Genomic DNA, 25,190 nt, shown 5'->3' on the forward strand with positions numbered 1-25,190 from the left:
ATTCATTATGAAAGGGAGGTAAATGTAATGAAGAATACGTATCAACTTCAAATTCCGAAAGAACTAGAGCAGTATCGTACTATTTTAGAAGAAAGTGTAAAACCGTATATTAAAGTGTCTGGAACATTAGCAGAGACAACGCTTTTTGAGAGTAAGTTTGGTGGATATCCGTATTTACCTATAGATCAAGAGCACCCTAAAGATTCAAATGGACAACCTATGATGTTACTTGCTCAGCTAAACTTTGAAGAAATGCCGCATGTTGAATATATGCCTCAAGAGGGAATGTTACAGTTTTTCGTAAGTGCTGCTGATGAGCTTTACGGAGCAGATTTTGATCAGCCAACAACTCAAAAAGACTTTCGAATTATTTATCATTCTACAATTATAGAAGACTTAAATAAGGTTATTACTGATTTTAGTTATTTAAACACTTTAGAATTAGAGGACTTTATTATACCTGAAGCAGCGAAATTAAAGTTTGAATTGGATTATCAACCCGTAACGTCAGGGGATTATCGATTCGAAAAGATTTTTAGTGAAGATATTGACTGGGAAGAAATTGTTGATGAAGAAAATAATACAGAATTAGGCGAACTGTATGATGATTTATGTAAAGATCAAGGACATAAAATTGGTGGATATCCATTTTTCACACAGACAGATCCGAGAGAATGGGAAGAAAAATACCAACAGCATGACATCTTATTACTGCAAATCGATACAGATGATTCATTAAATATTATGTGGGGAGATTCTGGTGTTGCAAATTTCTTTATAAAAAAAGAAGACTTGTTAAATCTAGATTTTTCCAACGTGATTTACAATTGGGATTGTTATTAAAAATATATAAATGAAATACTAGCAAGTTAAAAAATCTTCCTGAAGGTAAGGGAGATTTTTTTATGTTAAAAATAAACGTTATGTTAACTAGAATACGAAAAATGGGTATAACAAAAGTCAAGTGTAAATAACAGAAATAACAATAAATAATGTGAAGTTGTAAAACGTGTGTAAACAGCAATAAATTCATACAGTAAAACATAAAATATAATTATTAATTTATGTTTTGTTTAGAAATGATTTTTCTGTATAAAAATTTCTCGCTGATCAAAAATGATTTTAATTCGTTTAATCTAAATCGATTATTGATTCAGATTTGCTGCGATTGATTGTATAGCAAAATAAACGGTAAAAACTGTAGAAATCCGTTTAAATAAGATTTTATGTAAATCTCACTAAAAATCTCTGTTTCGTCTCATTAAGTATAGTTTACTTGTTTTTTGATACCTGATATTGCTTTGTTTCTGTAACTGCCTATAATATATATTATGTCTACTAGTAAAAAGTAATAAAATTATTATAGGTTAGTTCGGTTTGGTATACTTCCCTTTTCCTTATTTATTAGTGAATAGTTCTTTGATGCCGGATTAGTGTAAATTTATACTCTTGTAAATAATCATTAATAAAACATAATAAAAAACAACTTGTTTAAATTTAATAATTAAACAAGTTGTTTTGAAATTGGCTAAACTATATTTATAATTTGTTTGCTTTAGCAATTACTTTGATTGAAATTAATAATTCAGCATAAATCCACTGTGAAAATTTATTAACATTATTTTTACCACTTAGGTAAATACGATATTGTTTTTCTTTGTCAACAAAACTTAATTGGAATTTATTATTCTCAAGGATATCTTTAAAAGAATTCATGAAATTATATGATCCTCCAACAAAGCTAACAAAGTATTTATGAGAGTTAACATGACCATCCCCATCAAAATCCCCACGAACAAAGTGATGCAAATATTCTTCTGGTATAAAAGGAAATTCGATGTTAAATGATTTACACGGCTTGATTCCATGTATGCTCATAAGATCGTCTTTTATTGTTTTGCTATTAATATTTAGCATATATACGCCTGTTTTTTTGTTTTGATAAAGTGGCTGTTTTGTGTTTAGTTCTTGTTTTATATCTTCTAAAATATAACTTTCTTTTTGTGATACACTAACACATTGATTATCTTTTTGTATGACACCATCTGCTGCTATAAATCCTAATATATAAGCCATATTATTTGACCACGTTTTAAAATAATCTTCTGATATGTCATACTTCCTCTTCCAACTCCCTATAGCACGCCTTGGAACGTTATTGTCTGTTAAAACCATACGAATATACCTAGCAGACACATTGGCAAGCGTAGCTATTTCTGAGGTACTCTTCCCTTCTGTATATAGCTGAGTTATTTCAGATTTTGATAGTTTACATTTTGATTTCTTTTTTCTCTCTATTTGCACTTACATCCTCTCCTTTCTTTTACTAATTAGAGATATATTTTCTTCTTTAACATACAACGAAACGTATGTTCTTTGTTGCTTTTAAGAATGAATTTACTAAATTAAAACAATTTACATTTACTTAATATTGATTTTATCTGCCGCTAAATAACACTTATTTTATATATATGATTAATGAATTTGACGAATTTATGAAATGTACTTTATTTAAGATGAAAGATAAAATGATATAGTTTACACTACAAATAACTACAATAACAACATACGTATATTGTTAAACGTAAAAAGGAGAACGAATGAAAAAGAAATATGTAAATCAAATTCATACTGATGTAAGTTTTAAACCGAAAGATATTATAGGTTTAATGACTGATTACTTTAAAATGAAAACAAAGTTGCGTCCTATAAAGAATTTACCTATTGTTTTATCAGATAAAAACAATAAGTCTTTAGAGAGTGTTACATGGTTTGGCCATTCTGCTTCTCTTTTAAAAATAGAAGGTAAAACATTGTTACTAGACCCGATGTTTGGAGATGCCTCTTCCCCGTTTCCAGTGTTTAATAGTAAACGTTATAGTGGTTCTTTTTCTTTAGAACGTGAAGACCTGCAAGAAATTGATGCAATTATCATTTCTCATAATCACTATGATCATTTAAATTATAAAAGTATTATGCAATTAAAAGATCGTGTAAAGCATTTCTATGTTCCAACTGGAGTTGCACAATATCTTATTAAATGAGGTGTTTCACCTAGTAAAATTAGTGAGCATAATTGGTGGGATGAAATTATGCTTGATACTATTAAGTTAGTATGTGCCCCTGCAAGGCATTTCTCTGGACGAGGTATGACAGATAGAGATTGTTCGTTATGGTGTTCATGGGCTATCCTTGGTCAAGAAACTAAAGTTTTCTTTAGTGGCGATAGCGGTTATGCGCCTCACTTTAAGGAGATTGGTAATAAATACGGTCCATTCGATCTTACGTTAATGGAATGCGGGCAATATGATCCAAGGTGGTCTGCTATTCATATGTTGCCTGAAGAAACAGTACAAGCTCATATTGATGTAAAAGGAGAATTACTTCTTCCGATTCATTGGGGTGCTTTTACATTAGCATTACACGAATGGAGTGACCCGATAGAACGTGTTACGAAAGAAGCTAACCGTTTAGGAGTTAAAATTACAACACCTCAAATTGGCGAATCTATTACGTTAAAATCTACAGACTATCCTAGGTATGCTTGGTGGCAAAAAGTCTAATTATAATAAAAAGCGAATCTGTCTTATATAAAAGATTCGCTTTTTATTATAATGTATCGTTGACAAACTGATTAAACTTGTCTATTTCTTCAACGAATGGATTATGATTACTTTCTTCAAATTTAGTTAATGTTGCGTTCGGGATCAAATTTGCTATTTCACGAGAAAATATGTAGGGACATTGTGCATCATGCTTACCACATTATATAAAACTTGGGATTTTTACGAATTTAAGTTTCTGACGAACATCATAATCTTTATACAACTTGTCTAAAATAATTTAGCCGATTGCCAACTTTCTTTCCGCTATTCGGCAGTTTTAATGCCTCTTCAAGCTTTTCTTCAGAATAAAAAGACATAAGTGCCCACTCTCTACTTAATGCTTTTCTTTCTTCTTGTACTGTACTATCATCATTTAATGCATTCATAATTGATACGATTCTATTAAATTTTACATTTTTACTACAGTATATACTATCTTTATGAGATGCATATTCCTTGCTCGCCGCTGCGCCACCAACAATTATTTTCGTTAAATATACAAGAGCTAACATCCCTCCTGTCGAATGACCAGCAAACCCCCATTTATTAATATATAAAGCTTCTCGAATCGCTTCTAAATCTTTAATCGTTTCGGTCATACTATATTCAGAATCATTTTTTGCCGAATCTGAATTGCCACACCCCTTTAAGTTAACTAAATATACGCTATAATGGTCAGTAAATGGGTTTGCAAAAGTATTTCCATTATCGTTATACTCGCTATACATATGTGTAACGCATAAAGGCGGACCTTCTCCCTTCACAAAATACTCAAAATTGCCTCTAGTAATTTTGACAATATTTGTTTTCCACATATTGAATCTCCTGTCTAAAATTTTTTATCTGCTTTTTAGTTTTTTGGTACACTGGGCATTTCATTTTCTTCATTACACTCATCCCCATTTGAATTTTCTCCTTAGCTACTCTTCGAATTATTTGAGTTATAATTATTTTGCTGTGTATTGTAGATTACAATTCCTGCTTTTTACAATTGAATTATATTATTTATAGAACTTTCCTGTTTAGCCAATTTTTCATTCCTATAATCTATTAATTTATGATTAGATAAAACAAAATTGTGCTCTAATATGAATTCATTGTAGAGCACTTCAACTAAAAATTTAGGTATCATCTCTCCTACGCCGTAATTATAGTCACTAAGAATCCAAGAAACCTCTTTCCAATCTAAAATTCCTTCTGATACTTTTTTTGGAGTTTGATATGTAAATTCATTCATTAGCTCTATTAGATAAAGATACATGCCGCCAGAATATGAAGAATCTTTCCACTTAATAATGCCTTTAAATTGAATTTGGTCATACGTAACTTTTATATTAGTCTCTTCCTTTATTTCACGAATCGCATTTTCTAAAGGTGTTTCGCCCTTTTCTATCTTTCCTCCTACACCATTCCATAATCCTTTTACCGGATCATATTCTCTATTTAACATAAGTATCTCTTCATTTCTTTTTATAAAACATAAAGTGTGCTTGTACATAACGTGATTCCTTCCTCCGTTTTTAATAAGCTCTTACTGGAGATATAAGATGGATTGCTGCAGATTGTGCCCCTGCTTCAATTAATATCGGTCTCATAGAACCGCTGAAACTTAAAGTAACCGTTTTTTCTTTTATTGCCCTTAAAGCATCCAACATAAATCGTCCATCGAAAGATATATGTAATTGTTTTTCACCGTGAATTGCATCTACTTGTTGTATTTCATATATTTTTCCAATCTGAGAAGCATTAGAAGAAACTTTAATTGTAGATTCGTTTACAATTTCTAAGTTAACATTGTTATTTGCCCATTCACTTGCTAATAAGCTTGATCGATCTACCCCTTGTAACATTCTTTGTCTATCTACGTTAATGACTGTTTGAAATTCATTTGGAATTAAACTAGATATATTAGGATATTTCCCTTCAATTAATCTTGAATATAAAGTAGTTGTGCCGAATGTAAAAATAATGTGGCTTTCTGATAGATAAATAGAAACGAATTCTAAATTGCTGTTCATTAATTTTAAAAGTTCATTAATGGTTGCACTTGGTACAATACAATTCGCTTTCATATTAGTAGAAATTAGTGTTTCACGTATAGCTAGTCTATGAGAGTCAGTTGCAGCGCATATTAATTTATTGTAGTCTAACTCGATATGTACTCCGGTAAGAACGGGTCTAGATTCATTTTTCGCTACTGCAAAGACTGTTTGTTTAAACGCATCAATCAATTGTTTTGTTTCTATTTGTATTTCTGCATGATCGTCTATTTGTGGTACGTTAGGAAATTCACTCGCTGGAAAGCCATTTAAGTTTAATGTGATTTCTTCTGATTGTATGGTAATTATTTGCTCATTCTTACTTTTTATTACTATATCGCTTGGCATTTTCTTTATAATTTCAATGAAGTATTTTGCAGGTACAACAATTGTTCCTGCTTTTAAGATAGTCGTAATTTGTTCGTCATCCATGGAACTAGGGATGAATTTTTCGATGAAAATATTTGAATTACTTGCGATTAAAGTAATTCCAGATTGATCTGCAGTTATTTTTATACCGGATAGTATAGGAATTAAAGCTTTTGTCGATATGGCTTTACTTACTTCTGAAAGTGCTTGAGTGAAATGTTTATGATTAACGATAAACTCCATTTTTTCCCCGCCTTATATGAAATGATATTTTTATGTTGCTTGATGAATGATTGTTCCATTAAAAATGTAAGGTACTGTTTCTTTCTTTTGTAAAATGTCTAGTAAATGTTCTGGTATACGCAAATACGGTGCTGCTATATGAAGTTCCATCCAAGTAATCTCTTCAATTTCTTTTGGCCTTGTTATATTTGTTTGCCCGCCAATTATTTCGCCTAAAAAATTAAAGAAAATTGCATGATGTCCTCTCTCTTCAAAAAAAGCTTCGCTAATGTAACAAATACCATTTACAGTTATATGTAGACCGGTTTCTTCTTTCACTTCCCGAATTACTGCCTCTTCTAACGTTTCTCGCAATTTAACCGCGCCACCTGGTAGTGTGTAATAAGAACCATTCTTCCCTTTGTTTTTTACCATTAAGATCTTTTCGTTTGTTTTATCGTATAAAAGTGCATATGTAACATTTACTTTCTTCATCTAAGTCCACCTTCAATAATGGGAATTTTCTATCTTTGTTACATTCTACCATTTATTCTTTTTAAAATATAAAAAAGTTAATTGAGTATTTCATTTATCTGCTCTTAGCAAAGTTAACGTAAAAAAAAGAGCCCTAGCAGGAGGACTCTTTTGTAAAATTAAGCTATTTTTCGATGTAGCTGCTTTATTTCCTTTTTCTTCTCTGCTTTTGGTGGACGAATTAATATCGAAATAATGAAGGAAATAACGCTTAAAATACCGATTATAATAAAGGTCGGCTGAAATCCACCGAGTAATGCTCCGATGAATGATCCTGCAAGTGCACCAAATCCGAATCCTTGGTATACAATCCCGTAATTTGTACTATGGTTTTTTAAACCGAAGTAATCCCCAACAATGGCTGGGAAAATTGTAATATTACCACCAAAGCAAAAGGCTACGCTGGCTACACAAGCGAAATAAATCCCGTAATTTAGTGGAATGAAACTTAAAGCAAAGACTGACAATCCAATAATAATAAACGTTGCAGAGACAATTTTCATTCGACCAATTTTATCTGATAACGTTCCAAGAATGATTCTACCTACTGTATTAAAAATTGCAATCATTGCGACGGCATTAGCAGCAGTTGCAGCGCTAAGTCCAACGAGCTGTACCCCAATATCTTTTACCATACTGATTAAATATAGACCACCCATACACGACGTAAATAGCATAAAAAACAAAAGATATACTTGTTTCGTTCGCATCATTTCACGAGGCGTATAATCATTGTGTAATGTCTCAGTTACAGTACTACTTACTATTGCTTCACGTAAGAAGAACGATCCGATTAATACTAAAAGTAAAACGATGATACCCCAATATAAAAATGCTTGTGATACACCAAGGCTATCGATCAGACTTCCGTTTATATATCTAAAGATTAAGCTACCCATTCCATATGCAGAAACAGATATACCAGAAATAAGTCCTTTTCGATTTGGAAACCATTTAATTAAATTAGATAATGATGTGATATAAGCAGTTCCATCTGCATAACCAACTACTACACCAGCTAATAAATAAAGTAATGGTAAGGTAGAAACTTGTGAACTAAGTATTAAACCGAGTCCCAGCACAATCCCTGCAGTGGCGATGAGTTTTCGAAGCCCTAATTTTTGCTGTAACTTTCCTGCAAATAATGTTGAAAATGATAAAGAGAAGCTTGTAATGGAGAAAGTTATCGCAACGGCATTAAGGTTCCATCCAAACTTACTAACAAGGGGCTGATTAAATAAACTCCATGTGTAAATTGTTCCAAGGCCAATTTGAACAATGATTGTACCTAGAACAATTAGTAACGGATTTATAGAGGTTTGTTTCATACTAACTGTCCCCTTCTTTTATCGTGACATGAATTTTCACAGTTAGTATAACCATCATAAAAAGCAAGATACTGCATGAAAAATGGAAATTGAATTCATGTACACAAAAAGACACTCCATAATGAAGTGTCTTTTTGCAGGTTATATTAGATTTACTTAAAGAAAGCTTTGTTAAGATAAGACATTTTCAAATGCTTATGTATATAGAGTACCAAAAGTTTTCAATCATGTGATGGGACTTAAGATGTATTTTTGATTCATCATATGGTCGGATAAACGAAAAATTAATATTCAATTTCATCAAAATCCTTCGGCTGCGGTACCGTTTGCATATTAGCTGCATCTTTCGGATCGCTATAAATTGCATTTTGCTCTGTATTTACATCTTTAATGTTTTGCTTTTTGTTTTTATTCATTTTATCTTTCACTTTTCCTCACTCCTTTTCATTATAGGAGTAATTATGCCCTATTACCGTTACGAAATGTATCAGCGACTAAATTACTAAATTCACGTAAATAATATAAATAATTATCACCGCCGTAGTTATATCTTTTGTTATACATTTTTGCAACAACTACATTATATTCAGGTATTATTAATATAGTTGGCCCCGTAATTCCTAATATTTGATATGATCCTTTTGGTACGCGTTCACCAAGTTCACTCAACTGTGCAATTACAGCATGAAAGAAAAGTGCAAAATAATTTTCACACCTTTCTTTCAAGTAAAATAGCTTTGATCTTCTATACCTAAATGATCCACCAGTTCCAGCAATTAAAGCAACCGAAACATCCTGCACAACCTACGCATCCACCACATCTGCCGCCGCAACCACCGCAGCGTCCACCACAACCTCCACATCCGCCACAACGACGTACATCGCCTTGAATGTAATAATATGGATATTGATTTTGTTGTTGATCCCAATACACAACATTACCAGTTTGATAATCATTAAGGTTCAATGATTGTAGTTCTTGTTGAAACTGATTCATTATGAAACCCTCCATTTATTAATGTAAATTCCGTCCAAATATTAAAGTTAATAAATTTTTGTAAATAAAGTAGAAACAAGACTATAGACTAAATGCGTACATCAACAAAATATGAACTTACACTAGGTGATGTACCTTGTTTTTTAGCCTATTTTCTTACTTTCTTTTTGGCAGACGGATTTACTATTGATAGAGGCGTTTAAAAATTGCTAATCCAACAGTTTAGTAGTTCATCACTTAATTTTCTTTCTAGTAACTCTTTAACTGAAGGAGCTGGCATAATTTTATACGTATTTAAAGTTTCTTGCTTATAATCTATCCAGTGAAACGCTAAATGAGATTCTTTAGATTTTGGTACGAAATCAATATGTAACTCTTCTGAATCTATCTCAAAAATATGATTGATTTCATGGTGAAGAACTTCTCGATCTTGCCATTGGTTTTCTATGACTCCTAAAAATTGTTTTATACTACAATTTACTCCGAGTTCTTCTTGTAGTTCTCTTATTAATGCATTCTCAGCTGATTCGCCAACTTCAACATGACCACCTGGTAGAAAATAATGATGACCAATATACTCAGCCACTAACATTTTTTTATCCTTAATCATAACAGCTCGTACAATATGATGAAATTTATTTTTCAATTGCTATTCCTCCCATTCATTTACTTTATATTTGATTAAAATAGTCATTTAATATTGGGATAATATAAATCATAGGTGTTTCATACGGATGAATTCTGTTAATAACTTCAAGTGCATCTTTTACAAGATCCCGTTTACACTTTATTTCAATTTTACATTCTTGCCCTTCACATATTTGACCAATTTCCCCGTTAAAAGGTGATGCACCTTCTAATGGTCTCCAGTATCCTTTCACAGAACTATAGGACAGACAATGATCATATTCTCCCGTTTTACAAGCACCAATTTTATTTAACTCATTCCTCAACATTTCAATGTATTCTTCAGGGATAAATACTTCTATTTTTACTTCAGTAAGTTGCATAATTCATTTCACACCTTTACTACATAATAATTAAACGAATAAACGATATACTTGCTCACCATCATAATCATGTCCCAATGATTGAAAACCATAACGTTCATATAGTTTCTTAGCAGAGATATTATCTTTATGTACTGTTAATCTAATTTCTTTACACGCCTTAAACGTATTTTTTATTAAATATATACTTTCTTGTAATGCCGCTTTTCCATAACCGTTACCTTGCTGCGATTGATCAATAATAAATCCGTTAATCCAATACATATCCGATGTCTCTCTTACGACAGCATGCATAATAAAACCAACTATAAGGTCACCATCGTATATAGCGAGTGGTATGTACTCTACATTGTCACCATCTGGTTTTATATATACTTTAGCAAGCGAAACTGCTACGGATGGAACAAATTCCAACTGATTTTCTTTAACTTGTAGTTTTAATGCTTCTTCCCAATTTTCTCTCGTAACAACCTTTAACTGGACATTCAATATTGTAAGCTCCCTTATATAGAGGATGTATGTTTATATTCAACGTAGCGAAATAATTCCCTTTTTCGCCAACGGCTTATAACATAATTTTTATAAAATCTTGAATAAATTTTTGTTCATCTATTTCTAATGCTATATGGGCTCCTTCAGATATAGAGCTAGGGCGAAAATCAGCAAATGTTTGTCCTTTCGTATCTCCGTATGTATCAACATTCACTGTACGATGTACAAATTCAAAAAAGCTTGGATTTACTAATCCACTTATAGCAACCACATCATGAAGCAATGGCCCTTTGATAGATGGATTAAGTTTTTGGTATGCAGAAAAATAGTAATCATACATTGGTTTCATTATCGTATGGAATGGATTCTTTGAATTAGCTGGAATATAGTCAAACACATTTGGTGTTAACACAGCTTTGTTTGTTACATTTAAAGGGAATATGAATAAATTCTTTGCTTGCTGAAAAACAATTTTACTTGCAATAGGATCTCCATACACATTTGCCTCTGCTAATGGCGTAACATTTCCTACTTCTAAAAAGACACCACCCATGAAATATATTCCTTTTACATTCAGCATTAAATCATTCCATAAATTAAAAGCAATCGCTAACGAGGTAGATCTTCCTACATCGACAATTGTTAAATCTTTTCCGTACTTTACAAGAATCGAGGCAATACTACCAAAATTGTATATCGGGATAGACAATACACTTTCTGGCACATGAATAGACCCTAATCCTTCTGGTCCGTGAATTTCAGGATAATATGTTGAAATTTCTTCTGTAAGTGGTTTTGTTGCACCGCTAATCACAGGAATGTCTTGTCTATTTGCTAACTGTAAAATATACGCTGCATTATGTGCAGCATGTATATGCTCAACATTTCCGTATCCGGTTATAATACCGACAATTTCAATTTCGGGATGCAGTAAACCATACATAATGGCAAATGAGTCATCAATACCTGGGTCTCCGAAAAACAATACTTTTTCCAAGAAATACTCTCCCTTCACAAAAACATAGAGTCATCAATAACTATGTATATGAAAAAAGCAAGTATATCTATGCGAATTTTAGTATGGATAATGTTTTACAAAATATTAAAAAGGAACTAGCGTATGCTAATTCCTTTCTTAAGTAACTATTCTCAAATTTAATTATTGTATCCTTCATAAATTGCATCATTTATTTAATTTTGTAATTTTTTATCATCAGGTACAGGTTTCCACCAATTTCCTGTAACAAATAACATAGTTAATAAATTATAACTATCACTAAAATAGCTTTCTCTCTTATTCTTCATCCAATCCCAACCGCTATTTACCCACTTTTGATTATTGCTACTCGTTATACTTGCAGCAATAAACGGTGAAACAAATACAGCAGTTGGATAACTACCAATATTGGATCCATTTAATTGATAACCATCCACAATTTTAGAAGGGTTTCCATTCGTTTTATTTTGAATCCATGAAGAGACTTTATCAGAAATGACTTTACTTCTTTTCTCGCCGTACATCGCATAGTCCATTACAATTCTCAATGGTACTCGACTAGCATTGTAATAATATGCATTTGTATATTCTGACTCATCTAAGAAGTCTTTAGGTGCGGGTTGTGGTGGGTTTTTTACAACGAAATCTGAAATAAGTCCTGTATTTGGAGAGTACTTATTACTAAATTGCGTATAAACATCGTACAAATTATTAATAACAGTAAGCCAAGTTTTATCACCTGTAAATTCATAAAATGCTCTAAGATGTGACATCATCCAATCAGATGGTCTCGTATCAAGTGAACTTTTAGAATCCCAATCTCCTAAATTTAGTCGGTTATTATTTGTAACATTACTAGCTTTAATACCTTTTGTAATCATGTCTTGTGCTTCTTTCAAATAATTAACTGTTCCATTAGATCCCCACTGCTTATGAGCAAGAAGAAGAGAATACGCAATATCTAAATCCCCATCAGTAGCAGAATCAAAATGACCTTGTGCTTTTTTACTATCTGCGACAACCCATCCCATTAAATTAGGATTTTGAGAACTTTTAAAAGTTCTTGCTGTTTTAAATAAACCGTCATAGATTTTTTGAGCATTAGAATCATAACCAGCCATTAATACTGTAATTATCATCCCATACCCTTGACCTTCTGAAGTTCCAAGTGGCTTAAACCCATCCGCATCACCCGTAATCTCTCCTTTTACGTAATAACCACCAGGTAAAGAAGATAAATCATTTTTCAAATATTTCTTTTTCCAATTATCGTAGTAACTTCTTACAGAAGCATTTAAACTTTCCTGTGTAACATGATTCGGTTTTATAACACCTGCATAATTAACTTGCTGGGGAAATGGTTTCATTTCCTTTGCAGCAGCTACTTGTTGATTAACTACGGGAATAGAATTTTGTATTGAATTGTCCGTTACACTTGCTGCGAAACTAGAATTAGAAAAACTAGCTATTCCGATTCCTACAATAGAAATACATGTGAAAATTTTTCTTTTTCCATTCATTATGTTGTCAGCTCCTTTTAAAATGCTTACTACATAAAATGTAACATACAATATTTAACTGAAATACAAAATATTATATTTATCAACATAAGAAAGAAACTATATAAAAAAGTATCATAAAATCATTATTGAATTACATTATACGGATTGATTATTTGCTAGATTCCTATGTTTTTCTTTTCTTAATACTGGTATATGAACAATCAAAATTCCAAGTATAGTAATCCCCCCACCAATTATTGAAACAAAAGTCGGTACTTCTCCTAACCATATCCAAGCAACGAAACATGCAGTTACTGGCGTTAAATATAGAGAACTTGTTGCTTCAGCAGCACCAGAATGAGATATGATATAAGCCAATGCGATATATGGAAGTACTGTTGGAAATAAACCTAAATATATAATACTCATATTCACTTCAAGAGGAGCTGCTAGTATTTCTGTATACATTCCCGGGAAGAAAATAAGCATACATACCGTACTAGATAAAATTGTATATATCGTAAATGGTAAGAAGCCGTACTTTTTTAAGTAAGAAGTTTGGAAAACAAAATATAAGCTTTCTGAAATCGCTGCTAATAGTATAAAAAATCCCCCACTATTTAATTGAATAGCATCTCCTTGGCTAAATGATATGAGAGCAATTCCTATAAAACTAATTCCCCCACCGATCCAACCGTTTAATTTCATTTTTTCGTTCAAAAAAATAGAAGCAAGAATTGCCGTTACTATAGGTGTGACGGAAACGATTAAACTTGCCGATCCAGCATTTACTGTTTTTTCACCATAGTTTAATGCTATGTGATAAAAAGTAAATCCTAACGCACCAAATATAAAAATTGCTGGGATATCCTTTAAATCCGGTATTCGTAACTTGTAAATAAAAGAAAACAATAGAAGTATAAATGAAGCGATTAATAAACGTAGTAAAGTTAGATGCTCAGGTGTATAAGATGCAAGCCCCATACGAATTGCCGGAAAAGCAGATCCCCATATAAGAATCGTAAAAGCGTGAGCACATATAATGCGTAAATCCCATTTTTTATTATGCATGTTGTTTCTCCCTCCCTAATAAACCAACCACTTTATAATTACCAATTATTTCTTCCCATCATATTTAATAGTTGATACAATGTCTTCAACCAGTTTTTTATCGTAAAAACCAACCACTTGGTATTTTTCAAGTGAGCGAAGGAGTTTTTTTGATGACCACTAGTAAAAAACTACCTAAGTATCAGCAGATAGTAGACTATATGAAAGAAAAAATTGAAAATGGAGAATGGCCAATTGGAAGTAAGATCCCTAGTCAAAGGCAGTTAGCGAAATTATTTCAAGTAAATCGCAGCACTGTAATAACTGCACTAGATGAACTTATGGCTGATGGATTGATTCAAGGGAAAATTGGAGCAGGAACAATTGTAACGAATAATACATGGTCATTATTAGCAACGAATCCACCACCTGATTGGAGTGAATATGTAAAGGCCGGTATTCATAAACCAAGCAAGTTAATGGTACGAGAAATAAATGAGGCAGAAGCAAATAACAAACTTATCCATCTTAGTAAAGGCGAACTTGCTCCTCATCTTTTTCCGTTAGAAACGATGCAGTCCATTATGAAAAAAGTAAGTGAGGAATTAGATTATTTTGGATATGAGGAACAAAAAGGGTTTTATCCGTTACGTAAAGCAATAAGTAAATACGTAAAATCATTCGGAATACATACGTCACCGAGTTCTATATTAATCGTCTCTGGTGCATTACAAGCATTGCAATTAATATCAATTGGTCTTTTGCATAGAGAATCAACTGTTTTACTTGAACAACCTTCTTACTTATATTCACTTCATGTATTTCAATCAGCAAATATAAATTTATCTGGTATAGCTATGGATCATCACGGTGTTTTACCTAACGAATTATTAAAACGCATTAAATATAGTAAAAAGAAAAACATTTTATATTCTATCCCTAGTTTTCAAAACCCAACAGGGATATTAATGTCTAAAGAGCGAAGAAAAGAAATAATAAAAATATGTGAAAAGGAACAGTTACCTATTATTGAAGATGATATTTATCGCGAGTTATGGATTGATGAACCACCTCCAGTCCCTTTAAAGTCGATAGATAAACATGGACATGTATTATATGTTGGTAGCCTATCTAAAACACTTAGCCCAGGACTTAGAATTGGATGGATTATTGGACCTGAACCAGTTATTGATAGATTGTCAGATATAAAAATGCAAACAGACTATGGATCGAGTTCATTATCTCAAAGGGTTGCTGCCGAATGGATAAATAAAGGTTTTTATGAGGAACATGTTGCAAACGTAAGAATTCAACTAAAAGAACGAAGACAAATCATGATACGGGCTTTAAATAAGTATTGTGCAGATGTTGCAACGTGGGATATTCCTAGTGGTGGATTTTTTATATGGCTAAAGGTAGTACCTAGCATTCCGATGAAGAAATTATTTTCAGAGGCTCTATCAAAAGGGGTTCTATTAAACCCAGGACGTATCTATGAAGAAGAATCAGATCAGTACATACGTTTATCGTATGGATATGCTTCCCCTGAACAAATCACTAACGGGATTAAATTGTTGAGTGAATTAATTCGTAAGCTAATGGCATAACAAAAACTCCTCTTTTTCTATGGAGGAGTTTTTGTATATCTTATTTACCACAATCTCATTTCCTGTCCCAATAAAATAAGTTCGTCATAAGGATCTCCGACAATGTTTAATACTTGAGCAAAAGCAGGCTCTGTTTTTAAACCTTTCTCTTTTAAGCGAATAATTTCTTCCCTTATATGTGGATGCTGCATTAATAACATGTGTTCTACTATCATATGTCTATACGCATTTTGGTTACGCACTGGCTTAGGCTGGGCAAATAATTCAAAATCAAAACCTTCAAATTTAAAATTCACCTTTATCGATTCGGTATTTTTAATTTTTTTCTTTTTTATTTTGAATCCTTCATAAGAACCATATAAAGATCTCATTTCTTGTTCAAAAACATCAAAGTTATGTACTTCCATTACTATATCTAAGTCAGATTGAAGCGTATCAATTCTTATAGGTATAGTCCCGCAAAGAACGGGATTATATAAAGCTAAATCCTCCATGATGTTTAGTTTATTCAAAACATCATAAACCTTTTGTTGCTTGTCATTCCCTGATTGTAAATATGTAATAGATGTAAACATGGAAGTCTCTCCTTCATTTCACGTAATACGTGACTCACTAAATTCAAGAAAATTTGTTCTAAGAGTACCTTTATTTCAATATATTAAGACGAATAAACGATATGTTTCAACTTTTCTCCTATACTGCAATACTATAGAAATAAAAAAGGAGGAATTATTATGAGTATTTTCAATGTTCTTTTGACCATCCACATTTTATTTGGAACAATATGTTTAATTACCGGTATTGTGGCGATGGTTGCTCAAAAGAAGAAAGGGAAACATACGGAATGGGGCGAAATATATCATGCATCCTATGTTGTTATTACCCTCACTGCAATTATATTATCCATTATAAACTGGGATAAAATCGCATATTTATTTTATGTAGCAATTTTCTCTTATGCTTTTGCGATTTATGGCTACCTTGCAAGAAAAAAACGCTGGAAAAATTGGATCCACCACCATATTAGAGGTATGTTAGGTTCTTATATAGGTGCGGTAACCGCACTTTTAGTAAACGTCGGTATTCATATTCCCATAATTAATTTACTGCCACCTATATGGTTTTGGTTTTTACCTACATTAATCGGTATTCCTCTCGTAGCCAGTGTATCAAAAAAATATAAAAAGCGTAGTTAAAATTCATTACATTTTCGTTACTTTCTGACTAAACTTATGAAAAATAATACCTAATGTCGTATTCTTTCGCGTTCGGTTCGTAAAACTAGCAAAAAAAGAATCCAATATGCTTATTGGATTCTTCTTCACGTCTTTTTCATATTTCATTTCAATGTCGGCTCTATGTATTCAATGATATTACCATCTGGATGACGAATTATCATTTTCATACCTGTGGGTACTTGTATTGGTTCAGTAATCATTACGCCGTTATAGTTTAAGATTAGTTCTTTTACTTCGTTGAGATCATCAATTACAATCGTTGCAGCAACATGATTCTTAATTGTTTCTTTTAATTCTTCAATTAAAAGTAAATTTGTAAATCTAATCACATGCGTTCCGTTCATTTGAAATTCGTGTGGTTTTTCTTGCTTTAATAGTATTTTGTAAAATTCTAGATGAGTTTGTAAGTCTGAAACATAGAGGCGTGGGACAACAGCTAATATATTCATCCTACTTACACTCCTTTTTAGTTTAACTAGATTAATTTAATTATATATTACTCGAAAACCTATATAAACTATTACGTTAAAAACAGTTTCTTTTAATTAAAACTTTAATAATGAATGTAAACGATCCGGATAATTCGTAAACATCCCGTCAACTCCCCATAATAGTAACTTTTTCATGTCTGCTTCATTATCTACAGTAAATGGATGAACTTCTAATCCTTGTTTCTTTATTTTCTTTACGTAAGCTGAATCAATATATTTATAGTTCATTCCAAGACCAATGCAATATGTTTTATACTTTTTTATCTCTAATTCAGTTAATTGAACTGCCTTCTTATAGGATAATAATTGCACCAGGGGTATATTAACATTTAAATTATGAATTTTTTGCAGACTTTCTTCACTAAATGATTGAATAATAACTTTATCCTGTATTTCATAGTGATTAATAATTTCTAATAACTTTTCTTCCATTTCTGGATATTCATCAGGTGATTTTGTTTCAATATAATAGTTCGCGTCATGCCCAAACACTTCAATTACTTCTTCGAGTGTTGGAACTTTAGCATTTTCATATTCTTTCTTTGCTAAATTTGGATACTTTTTATTGTAAGTAGAGCCTGCATTTAGTTGCTTTATTTCTTCTAATGTATGTTCCTTGACTAGTCCTGTACCATTTGTAGTACGATTTAATGTTTCATCATGCATAGCTACTAAATATCCGTCTTTTGTCATTTGGAGATCTATTTCTATATAATCTCCTTTTAATTGTTGTCCTAATGTATAAGCTGCTATTGTATGTTCTGGTGCATACGCAGAAGCTCCTCTATGTGCAATGTTTTTTATATGAGTTGATTGATTAATAGCTTTCGTGTACTTACGTTCATTTACTTTATGAAAAACAAAAGTACCTATTACTATAAAGATGCAAAGTATTGTAACGATATATATCTTTTTCATAATGATTTATTAACTCCTACATGAAAGCAATTTGGCTTGAATAATTTATTCAAATAAATGTCGATTTTCAAATACAGTCATTTGTCCAACAGATTGAAAACCGGCCTTTTTATAAATATTAATCCCATCAGGTGAAGCTTGTAATACGCATTGAGCAACGTTTAATGCCTTTGCTTCTTGTAGCAAGTAATGAAACATAGTAGAACCAAATCCTTTTCCTCTCATTTCTTCTTTCGTTGCTATATCATAAATACCAATACTATCTTTTGTACATACTAATGAACCAACCGATATGACTTCATCTTTATAAAGTCCTAAGTATAGGTTCATATTCCCACTATTCCATAAGTCGAAAGAAGCAGTTTGATTGTAGAATGCTTGTACATGTATACCTTCCTCTGATGACCCAAACAAATTAGCTAACGTTTCTCCAAACTTTTTAATTTGTTCTGGTGAAGATGCTTTTTGTATTGTAAAACCTTCTGGCATGTTTATTGTCGGATGAATTGTATTTAATTCTGCGACCATTGCAATATTTTGTTCTGCTTCTTTTAAGTCCAGTTTTATTAATTCGCTTTTTATAGTCTGCTCGTACCTATCATCCCAAAACCAAACACTCATTGGAAATTTCTTTTGATTATAGTTGTTTACCTCTTTATATAATTTCTCGATCCCTTCTGTTACATTATTGTTTAGTAAAGTAATGATATTAAATGTATCTGCAGGTAAACCACAGTCGACAGCAATGTAATCCTTCGTTTCTTTCACATTCATTCCCTGTGCCTGCCGCGCAATATATGAAGTTTTATATGTAAAATTATCTATTAGTAACTGTTTAAAATTCATCCATTTTGCTCCTTTTATAAAATTTGTATTCGAATACTTCAGTATTAAATATAACATATAAGAAATGTACCTATTTCTATAAAAATACCTCTTTACATTACTCTTTGCGCCCTTAAAGAATAAAAAATGATATAACGTTGTCGGAATGAAAAAAGTGGTATATAATAAATATTATCATTACTAGTAATTATTTTAGGTATTCCTAGAATAAAGGAGCGATACATATGAAAATTACTATTTATTTCGGAAGTCATGAAGATCAAGATGTTCGTACAATGGACTGTCATTTAGATGTAGAAGATACAGAAGAGATTGTTTCTGTATCATAATATAAATTGTGGGGATGAACCCTCTTCCCCACAGCGTTTAAGGCACCTTTTGCAGGTGTCTTTTTTGTTGTTTTTTTCGTCAAAAACCCTTTACTTTATAGCGTTTTAATAGTAAAATATAAATATACGAACAAACGTTCTTTTTATTTTAATTGTACATGAAGGGATGATTTTTACAATGGCTCAAGCAAAGCGCAGAGGAAGAAAAAAGCAAACACCTATCATTTCAAATACAGGCTTTATCGGCTCTGTCTTTATTGATACATTGGAGTTACAAAAGAAATCCTATTATTTCGCTCGTAAAAAACTTCAAATTGTTCATCACGTATTAGATGGTCTCTCTGGGGCAACAAGTTCTCTATTTAAGGAACATAACATTTCAGCATATATGTCATGTGTATATTTACATAAACAAAAGAAAATCGGCTTTGTTCTTTCAACGAAACCATTTGAACAAAGTGACGGTGTTGCTTATTTTGTAAATTATTTAATCGAAAAGAATTTTTACGGTAATCATGACGAAGACGTAGAATATCAAGAAGTATTTAATACAGGTTTTATCGGTGTAGTATTCGCCGATTTATATAGTATAGATCGCTTTAATTTCGAGTTTGAAATGGGTATGTTAACGAAATTAATGAAAGATATGATTATTCCAGTTAAAGAACTCTTTTTACGACACAATGTACCAGCATACATTTCCACTTCTCATCTAGAGGAACAAAACAAATTAGGTTTCGTTCTATCTGTAAAACCATATGATGAACGTGCAGAAGCAGATTTATATTTTGAGGCGTATTTAAAAGAACGCGGGTTATTTATTGGTGATGAAGAAGATGATATTGATAAGATTGTTATTAGAAAAACAGCTGAATTACGATAGACAAGCGCAGGATGATGATCCTGCGCTTTTTCGATATTATTTAATTACGTTCAACACTATACCCTTTTGAATGAATTTCTAAATTCAATTTATTTGAGTAAGCCTGATTCAAAATAAGAAATACGATCCCTCCTCCAATTGGAAGCGTGTAGGCTGGAATATGATTTAATAATAGACCTGATAATACCAGTGCTATCGGCTGCATCATTTTACCTACGCTTAATCCAATACTAAGCACTCTGCCCCTATATTCATCTGGAATCTCTCTTTGCATAAAATAAATTAAAGGGATATCGATTAATGCTATCATTAGCCCTAAAAAGAACATAATAGCGCAATACATAGTAACAAATACAATATTATTAACTTCAATACTTTTGAATAGGACTGGGGCACCTGAAACTATCATAAAAATTGCCAACATAAAACTTATTTTTTTCAATAGATAGGAATAAGAAAAACGATTCGTTATCTTTTTCACTAACATTGCACCAACTATCATACCTATCGGGAAAGTCCCTTGAATCATACCAAATTGTTTAGAGCTAAGATTGAGAACTGTATTAATAATGTATGGCAATGGAACAGTTACAGCAAACCCTAAGAAGAAATTAAGTGAAATTAAAATACAAAACGTATTTTTTAAGCTTTCCCGCTCCATTAAGTAAGAGTATCCCTCCTTTATATCTTTAATAAATTTAATTTCTCTAATTGAACATTCCTCATTTATGTATTGCTCACACAATTTAAAGTTTATAAACAATATGGATATAGCCGAAAGGATAAATGAAATACCGTTAATAATTATAAAAGTTTTCATATCAAAGACTGCAAAAACAATGCCTCCTAACATAGGTCCTAGAATTAAAGATATAGAGTCGATAATTTTACTTATAGAGTTAAGACTCATTAGTCTCTCTTTAGAGACGATATTTGGTTTTGCAGCCTCTAACCCTATTCCAAAAAATGTTGTAAATACTGTCATAAGAAAGGTAGTAGTATAAACGATGAATAAGTTTAAACCATAATAGCTGCTTAATATATAAACAGTTATTAATAAGCATCCGCTTAGTACGTCCATACAAACGACGAGTTTCTTTTTATCAACCTTATCAGCAATTACACCGGCAAATGGATTCATAACAATCATTGGAATTGTTCCTAATATGAGCGTAATCGCGAAATTTAACGCTGATCCAGTTATTTGTAAAACATACAATCCTAATGCAAAACTATAAATAGAGCTACCGAATAGTGATACTGTTTTTGCAATTGAATATAAACAAATATTTCTTAGCTCTTGGTTTCTTTTTTTATTTTCCATATGTAATCGTAAACTTGCCATAACTTTTCCCCCTGCCTAATTTTGTGTTACGTACATTGTAAGTTCTCGGGTCAACCCAATCGCAATATGTACGATTTGAAAAGTTTGAAGGGAAAATAAATAAAAGATGGGGTTAACCCCATCTTTTTCCGAAAAATGAATATGTATAAATTTCTTCACCTTGAACAAAGAAAGCCTCGTACTTTCCGCCTCGTTTCAAATAATTTGAAGTACTTTCATCAATGGATTGAAACTGTAGATTTTGGAGTTCTTTCTTTATTTTTGAAAGTGTAAAATTTGCTCGAAAGTTATTTGTAATTTGGCTATTTAAGCTGAAATTTTTAAATAAAATAAATAAACTTAATAAATAACAATCAGATTTAAAAAGTGGGTTTAATTCGTGAAGTAAAAAATCCTCATGTTCAAAACTATAATTGCTCGTACCAGAGTGATCAATTACAATATCTACTGACCGATTTTGAATAGGGATGTTCAAAAAATCCGCACAGATAAAGAGAATATTTCTTCTCGGATTTTTTCTCGCTAATACGTCTTTTAAAAATAAAAGTTTATTGAAATCTCTATCTACTGCGATGTATAGGCAATCTTCGGGTAGTTCTTCATAAATGCTCCTCAAAAAGAATCCAAGTCCTGATCCTATATCTAGTATTAATTTGTTATTTAAATCTAAATGTATTAGTTTCTTTTTCGCCCATTCCCCTTCTCTATGCATATTTTCCAAATATGCATTATCAGTTTCATGAATATAATCCGAAATAATATTTTCAAGTGACGTTTGCTCATTTGCTTTAAATAATTTACCAGCAGATATAATTCCTGAAGTAATAATGTATTCTTCTCCACAATTACAAATTAACTTTCCTTCAATAATTTGATTGTTATTAATAATTCCATCTTGAAGAATTAATTTTTTGCTACACTTAGAACATGTCAGTAAATGTTGTATACTTAAATCTATCCCTATAATTGAATTAGAAGTTTCATTTGTTAATAATAAATCATGTAACACTCTCTTTAATTTATCCCGTTTCTTCTCCAAAAGTTCTATTTCCTGTTCCATCTTGTCATATTTCAGTTTAAATAAAGATTGGTAAAAAGTATCTTTTTCATAATTCATAGATTTCGCTAAATTTTTATAAAAAAATAGCTCTTTAATTTCATTCAAGCTAAACCCTAGGTCTTTGTAATGTAAAATAAGTTCTAAATCTGTTTGACAATACTCATCAAAAAAATAGTGTCCCCCCTTTTTTTCAGGAATAATGAGACTGAGATCCATATAATGTCTAATTGTATCAATACTTAAGTTATTTACTTCTCCAAACTTACCGATTTTCATATTATCCCTACCATTTAAATATTTTTTTATATAGATTTCTATTTTTATCTTTAAAAATCCTTTCACCTTTTTCATTAACATTATTTACGGATTATATTGGTGTGCCTAATAATGTTTGAAAGTAAAACAAAACCGATTACTTTTTTTAAAAGATACATTGTATAGTGCAGATGTACGAATGGCTCGTGGAGAATATTATATATTCTGTCGAGAAGTATAGAGGGCTTGAATTAATATGATTCTCTGTGTTGGCTAAGCAAAATAAACAGACTAATTAGCACTAGTATCTAGGATTTATTTTGGGCTAGTACCACCAGTAATTTAATATTTTGAAGTATCCCCAAAACGATAAGAATGACCTTCTTTCTATAAATGACACAAATTTTTCGTTCTGGGGTACTATAAATTTTTAGTTTTATAACAATGTGGCGATACCCTTATCTGAAATCGAGTTTTATAAGGTACTTTTAATCAACTTTTATTCCAAAACTATATATAATTTAATCACTATCGGTACTAATGTCGGATCTTAGGTTAGAAAATAACTGGTAGACTTGCAAGGGAACGAATTTTACTATGGTTATAAATCAATTGATCTGCTTCGATTGCTAGGCGGAGATTAGGTAGCCTCTTTAACAAAGTGTCTAATGCAATTTGTCCTTCTAAACGCGCCAATGGAGCTCCCAAACATTGATGTATACCAGCCCCAAAGGCTAAATGGTTATTCTCCTCCCGTGAAATATTCAATTCCTCTGGATAAGGAAATATGTTCGGATCAATATTTGCAGCAGTCAGGGAGAGTAGAACCAATTCACCTTTACGTATTCTATTTCCATGTATTTTCACATCTTCACTAGCAAAACGGCTACTAAACATAATTGGGCCAGCATAGCGTAAAAGTTCGTCGACAGCGGAAGCCAGCAGAGAAGGATCTTGCCTTAGTAAATTCATTTGTTCAGGGTGTTGAAGTAACGCTAGTACACCATTACTAATTAGATTAACTGTCGTTTCATGTCCAGCGATAATAAGCAGCCAGATTGTCGAAAGAAGCTCGTTCTTACTCAACTTGTCTTCTTGCTCTTTTGCTTGAACTAGCGCGCTTATCAAATCATCACTAGGATTTAGGTGTTTTTCGTTAAACAATACTTCAATATAATTAATAAACTTTTCAAGTGTTGCTGTCACTGCAGTCCCTTGACCAGGATCCACTGAGGCCTTCATCAGTTCTTGTGTCCATGCGCGAAACTGATTTCGATCAGTGACGGGAATCCCAAGCATCTCTGAAATGACAATAATGGGTAGTGGGTAAGCAAAGTCTGCAATAATTTCCATCTTTCTTTGTTCCTGTACAACATCCAACAATTCGTCGGCAATTTGCTGAATACGAGGACGAAGGTCTTCAATCATACGTGGTGTGAAGGATTTAGAGACTAGCCGACGTAGGCGAGTATGATCAGGAGGATCTACCGTAAGCATATTCGGCATATTCATAAGCCATTCAAATAGTTTACTCACTGCTGTATTCTCCTCAATGGGATTCTGCTTATAATGAGGCGGTGTGAATTTTCGTAAATCTTTGATAAAACGGGAATCCTTTAAAATAGCAACCACATCATCATAGTGAAATACAACCCATGCCCCTCCCATTCCATAAAAGTCATCAATGTGAAAGAAACGCTCTTTTTGCTCCATAAGGTTTTTATAGAACATAATGGGATTACGCATAGTTTCCGGCGAGTTCAAATCGTTAAAAGTTAGTTTTTTCATTAATTTCCTCCCTATCAGTATAACTATTGAATGACCTAACATTAATCCTACTCTTTACCGTACTATTCTATGCCCCTTCATGTTACAAAAATGATATATCTAATATATAGAACGCTTCTGTTGCAATATTTCTCAAGAAATTAATATACTAAAGATATATGACTAAATATTATGCAGATATTAGGAATCGCCACACATCGTTAGCAAGCTAAGATTTTGAAGTAACTCCACAAAAAAAGTTCCGGAACTCAAAACTCTACTATTTAAAATATTTACATTCTCCCT

The 25,190-nt window shown here is 31.9% G+C and carries 24 protein-coding genes and 4 pseudogenes; 6 read left to right on the forward strand and 22 right to left on the reverse strand.

Annotated elements, in window-relative coordinates:
- Positions 1–27 precede the first annotated feature (27 nt).
- Complete coding sequence (locus ACTFRN_RS16220; RefSeq protein ID WP_000799817.1) at positions 28–843, forward strand: YwqG family protein; 816 nt, start codon at positions 28–30, stop codon at positions 841–843.
- 696 nt (positions 844–1,539) lie between these two features.
- Here the strand turns inward: ACTFRN_RS16220 and ACTFRN_RS16225 are convergent.
- A complete protein-coding gene (locus tag ACTFRN_RS16225) occupies positions 1,540–2,304 on the reverse strand; it encodes an LAGLIDADG family homing endonuclease (RefSeq protein ID WP_088106756.1) in 765 nt (254 codons plus the stop codon).
- Between the two features lie 296 nt (positions 2,305–2,600).
- Here ACTFRN_RS16225 and ACTFRN_RS16230 point away from each other — a divergent pair.
- Positions 2,601–3,563, forward strand: a pseudogene (locus ACTFRN_RS16230) (MBL fold metallo-hydrolase).
- A 46-nt stretch (positions 3,564–3,609) separates the two neighbouring features.
- On the opposite strand, the pseudogene ACTFRN_RS16235 reads toward ACTFRN_RS16230, so the two are convergent.
- The 14 genes and pseudogenes from ACTFRN_RS16235 to ACTFRN_RS16300 form a co-directional block, all read right to left on the reverse strand.
- A pseudogene (locus tag ACTFRN_RS16235) lies at positions 3,610–4,420 on the reverse strand (alpha/beta fold hydrolase).
- 170 nt (positions 4,421–4,590) lie between these two features.
- Positions 4,591–5,103, reverse strand: coding sequence for an NUDIX hydrolase (locus ACTFRN_RS16240; protein WP_000276527.1), 513 nt, complete (start codon positions 5,101–5,103; stop codon positions 4,591–4,593).
- Between the two features lie 22 nt (positions 5,104–5,125).
- Positions 5,126–6,256 (reverse strand): DNA polymerase III subunit beta, encoded by a 1,131-nt coding sequence (gene dnaN, locus ACTFRN_RS16245; RefSeq protein ID WP_074568310.1) that lies wholly within the window; start codon positions 6,254–6,256, stop codon positions 5,126–5,128.
- Between the two features lie 30 nt (positions 6,257–6,286).
- Complete coding sequence (locus ACTFRN_RS16250) at positions 6,287–6,730, reverse strand: NUDIX hydrolase (protein ID WP_000757644.1); 444 nt, start codon at positions 6,728–6,730, stop codon at positions 6,287–6,289.
- A gap of 158 nt (positions 6,731–6,888) precedes the next feature.
- The gene (locus ACTFRN_RS16255; protein ID WP_049111336.1) at positions 6,889–8,097 is read right to left on the reverse strand and encodes an L-lactate MFS transporter; all 1,209 of its coding nucleotides are present in this window, start codon (positions 8,095–8,097) and stop codon (positions 6,889–6,891) included.
- Positions 8,098–8,381: 284 nt separating this feature from the next.
- Positions 8,382–8,525, reverse strand: coding sequence for a hypothetical protein (locus tag ACTFRN_RS16260; RefSeq protein WP_000653369.1), 144 nt, complete (start codon positions 8,523–8,525; stop codon positions 8,382–8,384).
- 31 nt (positions 8,526–8,556) lie between these two features.
- Positions 8,557–8,775 (reverse strand): annotated as a pseudogene (locus ACTFRN_RS16265) (hypothetical protein); the annotation flags it as partial.
- Between the two features lie 73 nt (positions 8,776–8,848).
- Positions 8,849–9,094 carry a heterocycloanthracin/sonorensin family bacteriocin gene (locus ACTFRN_RS16270; protein WP_001071385.1) on the reverse strand — a complete coding sequence of 82 codons (246 nt, stop codon included), beginning with the start codon at positions 9,092–9,094 and terminating at the stop codon, positions 8,849–8,851.
- A 199-nt stretch (positions 9,095–9,293) separates the two neighbouring features.
- On the reverse strand, positions 9,294–9,740 hold the full coding sequence (locus tag ACTFRN_RS16275; protein ID WP_088106757.1) for an NUDIX domain-containing protein: 447 nt from the start codon (positions 9,738–9,740) through the stop codon (positions 9,294–9,296).
- A 25-nt stretch (positions 9,741–9,765) separates the two neighbouring features.
- The gene (gene cutA, locus ACTFRN_RS16280; RefSeq protein ID WP_074568313.1) at positions 9,766–10,104 is read right to left on the reverse strand and encodes a divalent cation tolerance protein CutA; all 339 of its coding nucleotides are present in this window, start codon (positions 10,102–10,104) and stop codon (positions 9,766–9,768) included.
- A gap of 30 nt (positions 10,105–10,134) precedes the next feature.
- Complete coding sequence (locus ACTFRN_RS16285) at positions 10,135–10,593, reverse strand: GNAT family N-acetyltransferase (RefSeq protein WP_088106758.1); 459 nt, start codon at positions 10,591–10,593, stop codon at positions 10,135–10,137.
- Between the two features lie 76 nt (positions 10,594–10,669).
- On the reverse strand, positions 10,670–11,593 hold the full coding sequence (locus tag ACTFRN_RS16290; protein WP_074568315.1) for a nucleoside hydrolase: 924 nt from the start codon (positions 11,591–11,593) through the stop codon (positions 10,670–10,672).
- Positions 11,594–11,787: 194 nt separating this feature from the next.
- Positions 11,788–13,113, reverse strand: a complete 1,326-nt coding sequence (locus tag ACTFRN_RS16295; protein WP_088106759.1) for a glycosyl hydrolase family 8 — start codon at positions 13,111–13,113, stop codon at positions 11,788–11,790.
- 138 nt (positions 13,114–13,251) lie between these two features.
- A complete protein-coding gene (locus ACTFRN_RS16300; protein ID WP_074568317.1) occupies positions 13,252–14,166 on the reverse strand; it encodes a DMT family transporter in 915 nt (304 codons plus the stop codon).
- A gap of 149 nt (positions 14,167–14,315) precedes the next feature.
- Here ACTFRN_RS16300 and norG point away from each other — a divergent pair, with 149 nt between their 5' ends.
- Complete coding sequence (norG, locus tag ACTFRN_RS16305; protein WP_440038273.1) at positions 14,316–15,752, forward strand: efflux pump transcription regulator NorG; 1,437 nt, start codon at positions 14,316–14,318, stop codon at positions 15,750–15,752.
- 44 nt (positions 15,753–15,796) lie between these two features.
- On the opposite strand, the gene ACTFRN_RS16310 is transcribed toward norG, so the two are convergent.
- A complete protein-coding gene (locus ACTFRN_RS16310) occupies positions 15,797–16,327 on the reverse strand; it encodes a DUF4269 domain-containing protein (RefSeq protein ID WP_000495174.1) in 531 nt (176 codons plus the stop codon).
- Between the two features lie 159 nt (positions 16,328–16,486).
- On the opposite strand from ACTFRN_RS16310, the gene ACTFRN_RS16315 reads away from it, so the two are divergent.
- Positions 16,487–16,948, forward strand: coding sequence for a DUF2306 domain-containing protein (locus ACTFRN_RS16315; RefSeq protein ID WP_000021776.1), 462 nt, complete (start codon positions 16,487–16,489; stop codon positions 16,946–16,948).
- A 143-nt stretch (positions 16,949–17,091) separates the two neighbouring features.
- On the opposite strand, the gene ACTFRN_RS16320 is transcribed toward ACTFRN_RS16315, so the two are convergent.
- From ACTFRN_RS16320 to ACTFRN_RS16330, 3 genes are all read right to left on the reverse strand, one after another.
- Positions 17,092–17,439, reverse strand: a complete 348-nt coding sequence (locus ACTFRN_RS16320) for a VOC family protein (RefSeq protein WP_001022863.1) — start codon at positions 17,437–17,439, stop codon at positions 17,092–17,094.
- A 96-nt stretch (positions 17,440–17,535) separates the two neighbouring features.
- Positions 17,536–18,399 (reverse strand): glycerophosphodiester phosphodiesterase, encoded by an 864-nt coding sequence (locus tag ACTFRN_RS16325; protein ID WP_000725558.1) that lies wholly within the window; start codon positions 18,397–18,399, stop codon positions 17,536–17,538.
- Positions 18,400–18,444: 45 nt separating this feature from the next.
- Complete coding sequence (locus tag ACTFRN_RS16330; RefSeq protein WP_001009763.1) at positions 18,445–19,245, reverse strand: GNAT family N-acetyltransferase; 801 nt, start codon at positions 19,243–19,245, stop codon at positions 18,445–18,447.
- Between the two features lie 495 nt (positions 19,246–19,740).
- On the opposite strand from ACTFRN_RS16330, the gene ACTFRN_RS16335 reads away from it, so the two are divergent.
- Positions 19,741–20,457, forward strand: coding sequence for a hypothetical protein (locus tag ACTFRN_RS16335; RefSeq protein ID WP_124878297.1), 717 nt, complete (start codon positions 19,741–19,743; stop codon positions 20,455–20,457).
- Between the two features lie 40 nt (positions 20,458–20,497).
- Here ACTFRN_RS16335 and ACTFRN_RS16340 read toward each other — a convergent pair whose 3' ends face one another.
- A complete protein-coding gene (locus ACTFRN_RS16340; RefSeq protein WP_088106760.1) occupies positions 20,498–21,802 on the reverse strand; it encodes an MFS transporter in 1,305 nt (434 codons plus the stop codon).
- 112 nt (positions 21,803–21,914) lie between these two features.
- Entirely contained in the window at positions 21,915–23,138 is a 1,224-nt protein-coding gene (locus ACTFRN_RS16345; protein WP_014893672.1) for a methyltransferase domain-containing protein, read from the reverse strand.
- 108 nt (positions 23,139–23,246) lie between these two features.
- Here ACTFRN_RS16345 and ACTFRN_RS16350 point away from each other — a divergent pair.
- A pseudogene (locus ACTFRN_RS16350) lies at positions 23,247–23,358 on the forward strand (DUF4318 domain-containing protein); the annotation flags it as partial.
- Between the two features lie 314 nt (positions 23,359–23,672).
- Here the strand turns inward: ACTFRN_RS16350 and ACTFRN_RS16355 are convergent.
- Positions 23,673–24,905 (reverse strand): cytochrome P450 family protein, encoded by a 1,233-nt coding sequence (locus tag ACTFRN_RS16355; protein WP_014893673.1) that lies wholly within the window; start codon positions 24,903–24,905, stop codon positions 23,673–23,675.
- Between the last annotated feature and the right edge of the window lie 285 nt (positions 24,906–25,190).

It is taken from the genome of Bacillus cereus group sp. MYBK245-2 (assembly GCF_051916145.1).
Lineage (GTDB): Bacteria > Bacillota > Bacilli > Bacillales > Bacillaceae_G > Bacillus_A > Bacillus_A pacificus.

Excerpts from the sequence above, each read along its gene's own strand:
- ACTFRN_RS16240 (WP_000276527.1), bottom strand. The coding sequence starts at position 5,103 with ATGTACAAGCACACTTTATGTTTTATAAAAAGAAATGAAGAGATACTT.
- ACTFRN_RS16345 (WP_014893672.1), bottom strand. The coding sequence starts at position 23,138 with ATGAAAATCGGTAAGTTTGGAGAAGTAAATAACTTAAGTATTGATACA.
- ACTFRN_RS16355 (WP_014893673.1), bottom strand. The coding sequence starts at position 24,905 with ATGAAAAAACTAACTTTTAACGATTTGAACTCGCCGGAAACTATGCGT.
- ACTFRN_RS16320 (WP_001022863.1), bottom strand. The coding sequence starts at position 17,439 with ATGAATATATTAGCTGTTGTCCCACGCCTCTATGTTTCAGACTTACAA.
- ACTFRN_RS16315 (WP_000021776.1), top strand. The coding sequence starts at position 16,487 with ATGAGTATTTTCAATGTTCTTTTGACCATCCACATTTTATTTGGAACA.
- ACTFRN_RS16250 (WP_000757644.1), bottom strand. The coding sequence starts at position 6,730 with ATGAAGAAAGTAAATGTTACATATGCACTTTTATACGATAAAACAAAC.
- ACTFRN_RS16335 (WP_124878297.1), top strand. The coding sequence starts at position 19,741 with ATGATTTTTACAATGGCTCAAGCAAAGCGCAGAGGAAGAAAAAAGCAA.
- dnaN (WP_074568310.1), bottom strand. The coding sequence starts at position 6,256 with ATGGAGTTTATCGTTAATCATAAACATTTCACTCAAGCACTTTCAGAA.
- ACTFRN_RS16295 (WP_088106759.1), bottom strand. The coding sequence starts at position 13,113 with ATGAATGGAAAAAGAAAAATTTTCACATGTATTTCTATTGTAGGAATC.
- ACTFRN_RS16340 (WP_088106760.1), bottom strand. The coding sequence starts at position 21,802 with ATGGCAAGTTTACGATTACATATGGAAAATAAAAAAAGAAACCAAGAG.
- ACTFRN_RS16325 (WP_000725558.1), bottom strand. The coding sequence starts at position 18,399 with ATGAAAAAGATATATATCGTTACAATACTTTGCATCTTTATAGTAATA.
- cutA (WP_074568313.1), bottom strand. The coding sequence starts at position 10,104 with ATGCAACTTACTGAAGTAAAAATAGAAGTATTTATCCCTGAAGAATAC.
- ACTFRN_RS16330 (WP_001009763.1), bottom strand. The coding sequence starts at position 19,245 with ATGAATTTTAAACAGTTACTAATAGATAATTTTACATATAAAACTTCA.
- ACTFRN_RS16310 (WP_000495174.1), bottom strand. The coding sequence starts at position 16,327 with ATGTTTACATCTATTACATATTTACAATCAGGGAATGACAAGCAACAA.
- ACTFRN_RS16255 (WP_049111336.1), bottom strand. The coding sequence starts at position 8,097 with ATGAAACAAACCTCTATAAATCCGTTACTAATTGTTCTAGGTACAATC.
- ACTFRN_RS16220 (WP_000799817.1), top strand. The coding sequence starts at position 28 with ATGAAGAATACGTATCAACTTCAAATTCCGAAAGAACTAGAGCAGTAT.
- ACTFRN_RS16270 (WP_001071385.1), bottom strand. The coding sequence starts at position 9,094 with ATGAATCAGTTTCAACAAGAACTACAATCATTGAACCTTAATGATTAT.
- ACTFRN_RS16300 (WP_074568317.1), bottom strand. The coding sequence starts at position 14,166 with ATGCATAATAAAAAATGGGATTTACGCATTATATGTGCTCACGCTTTT.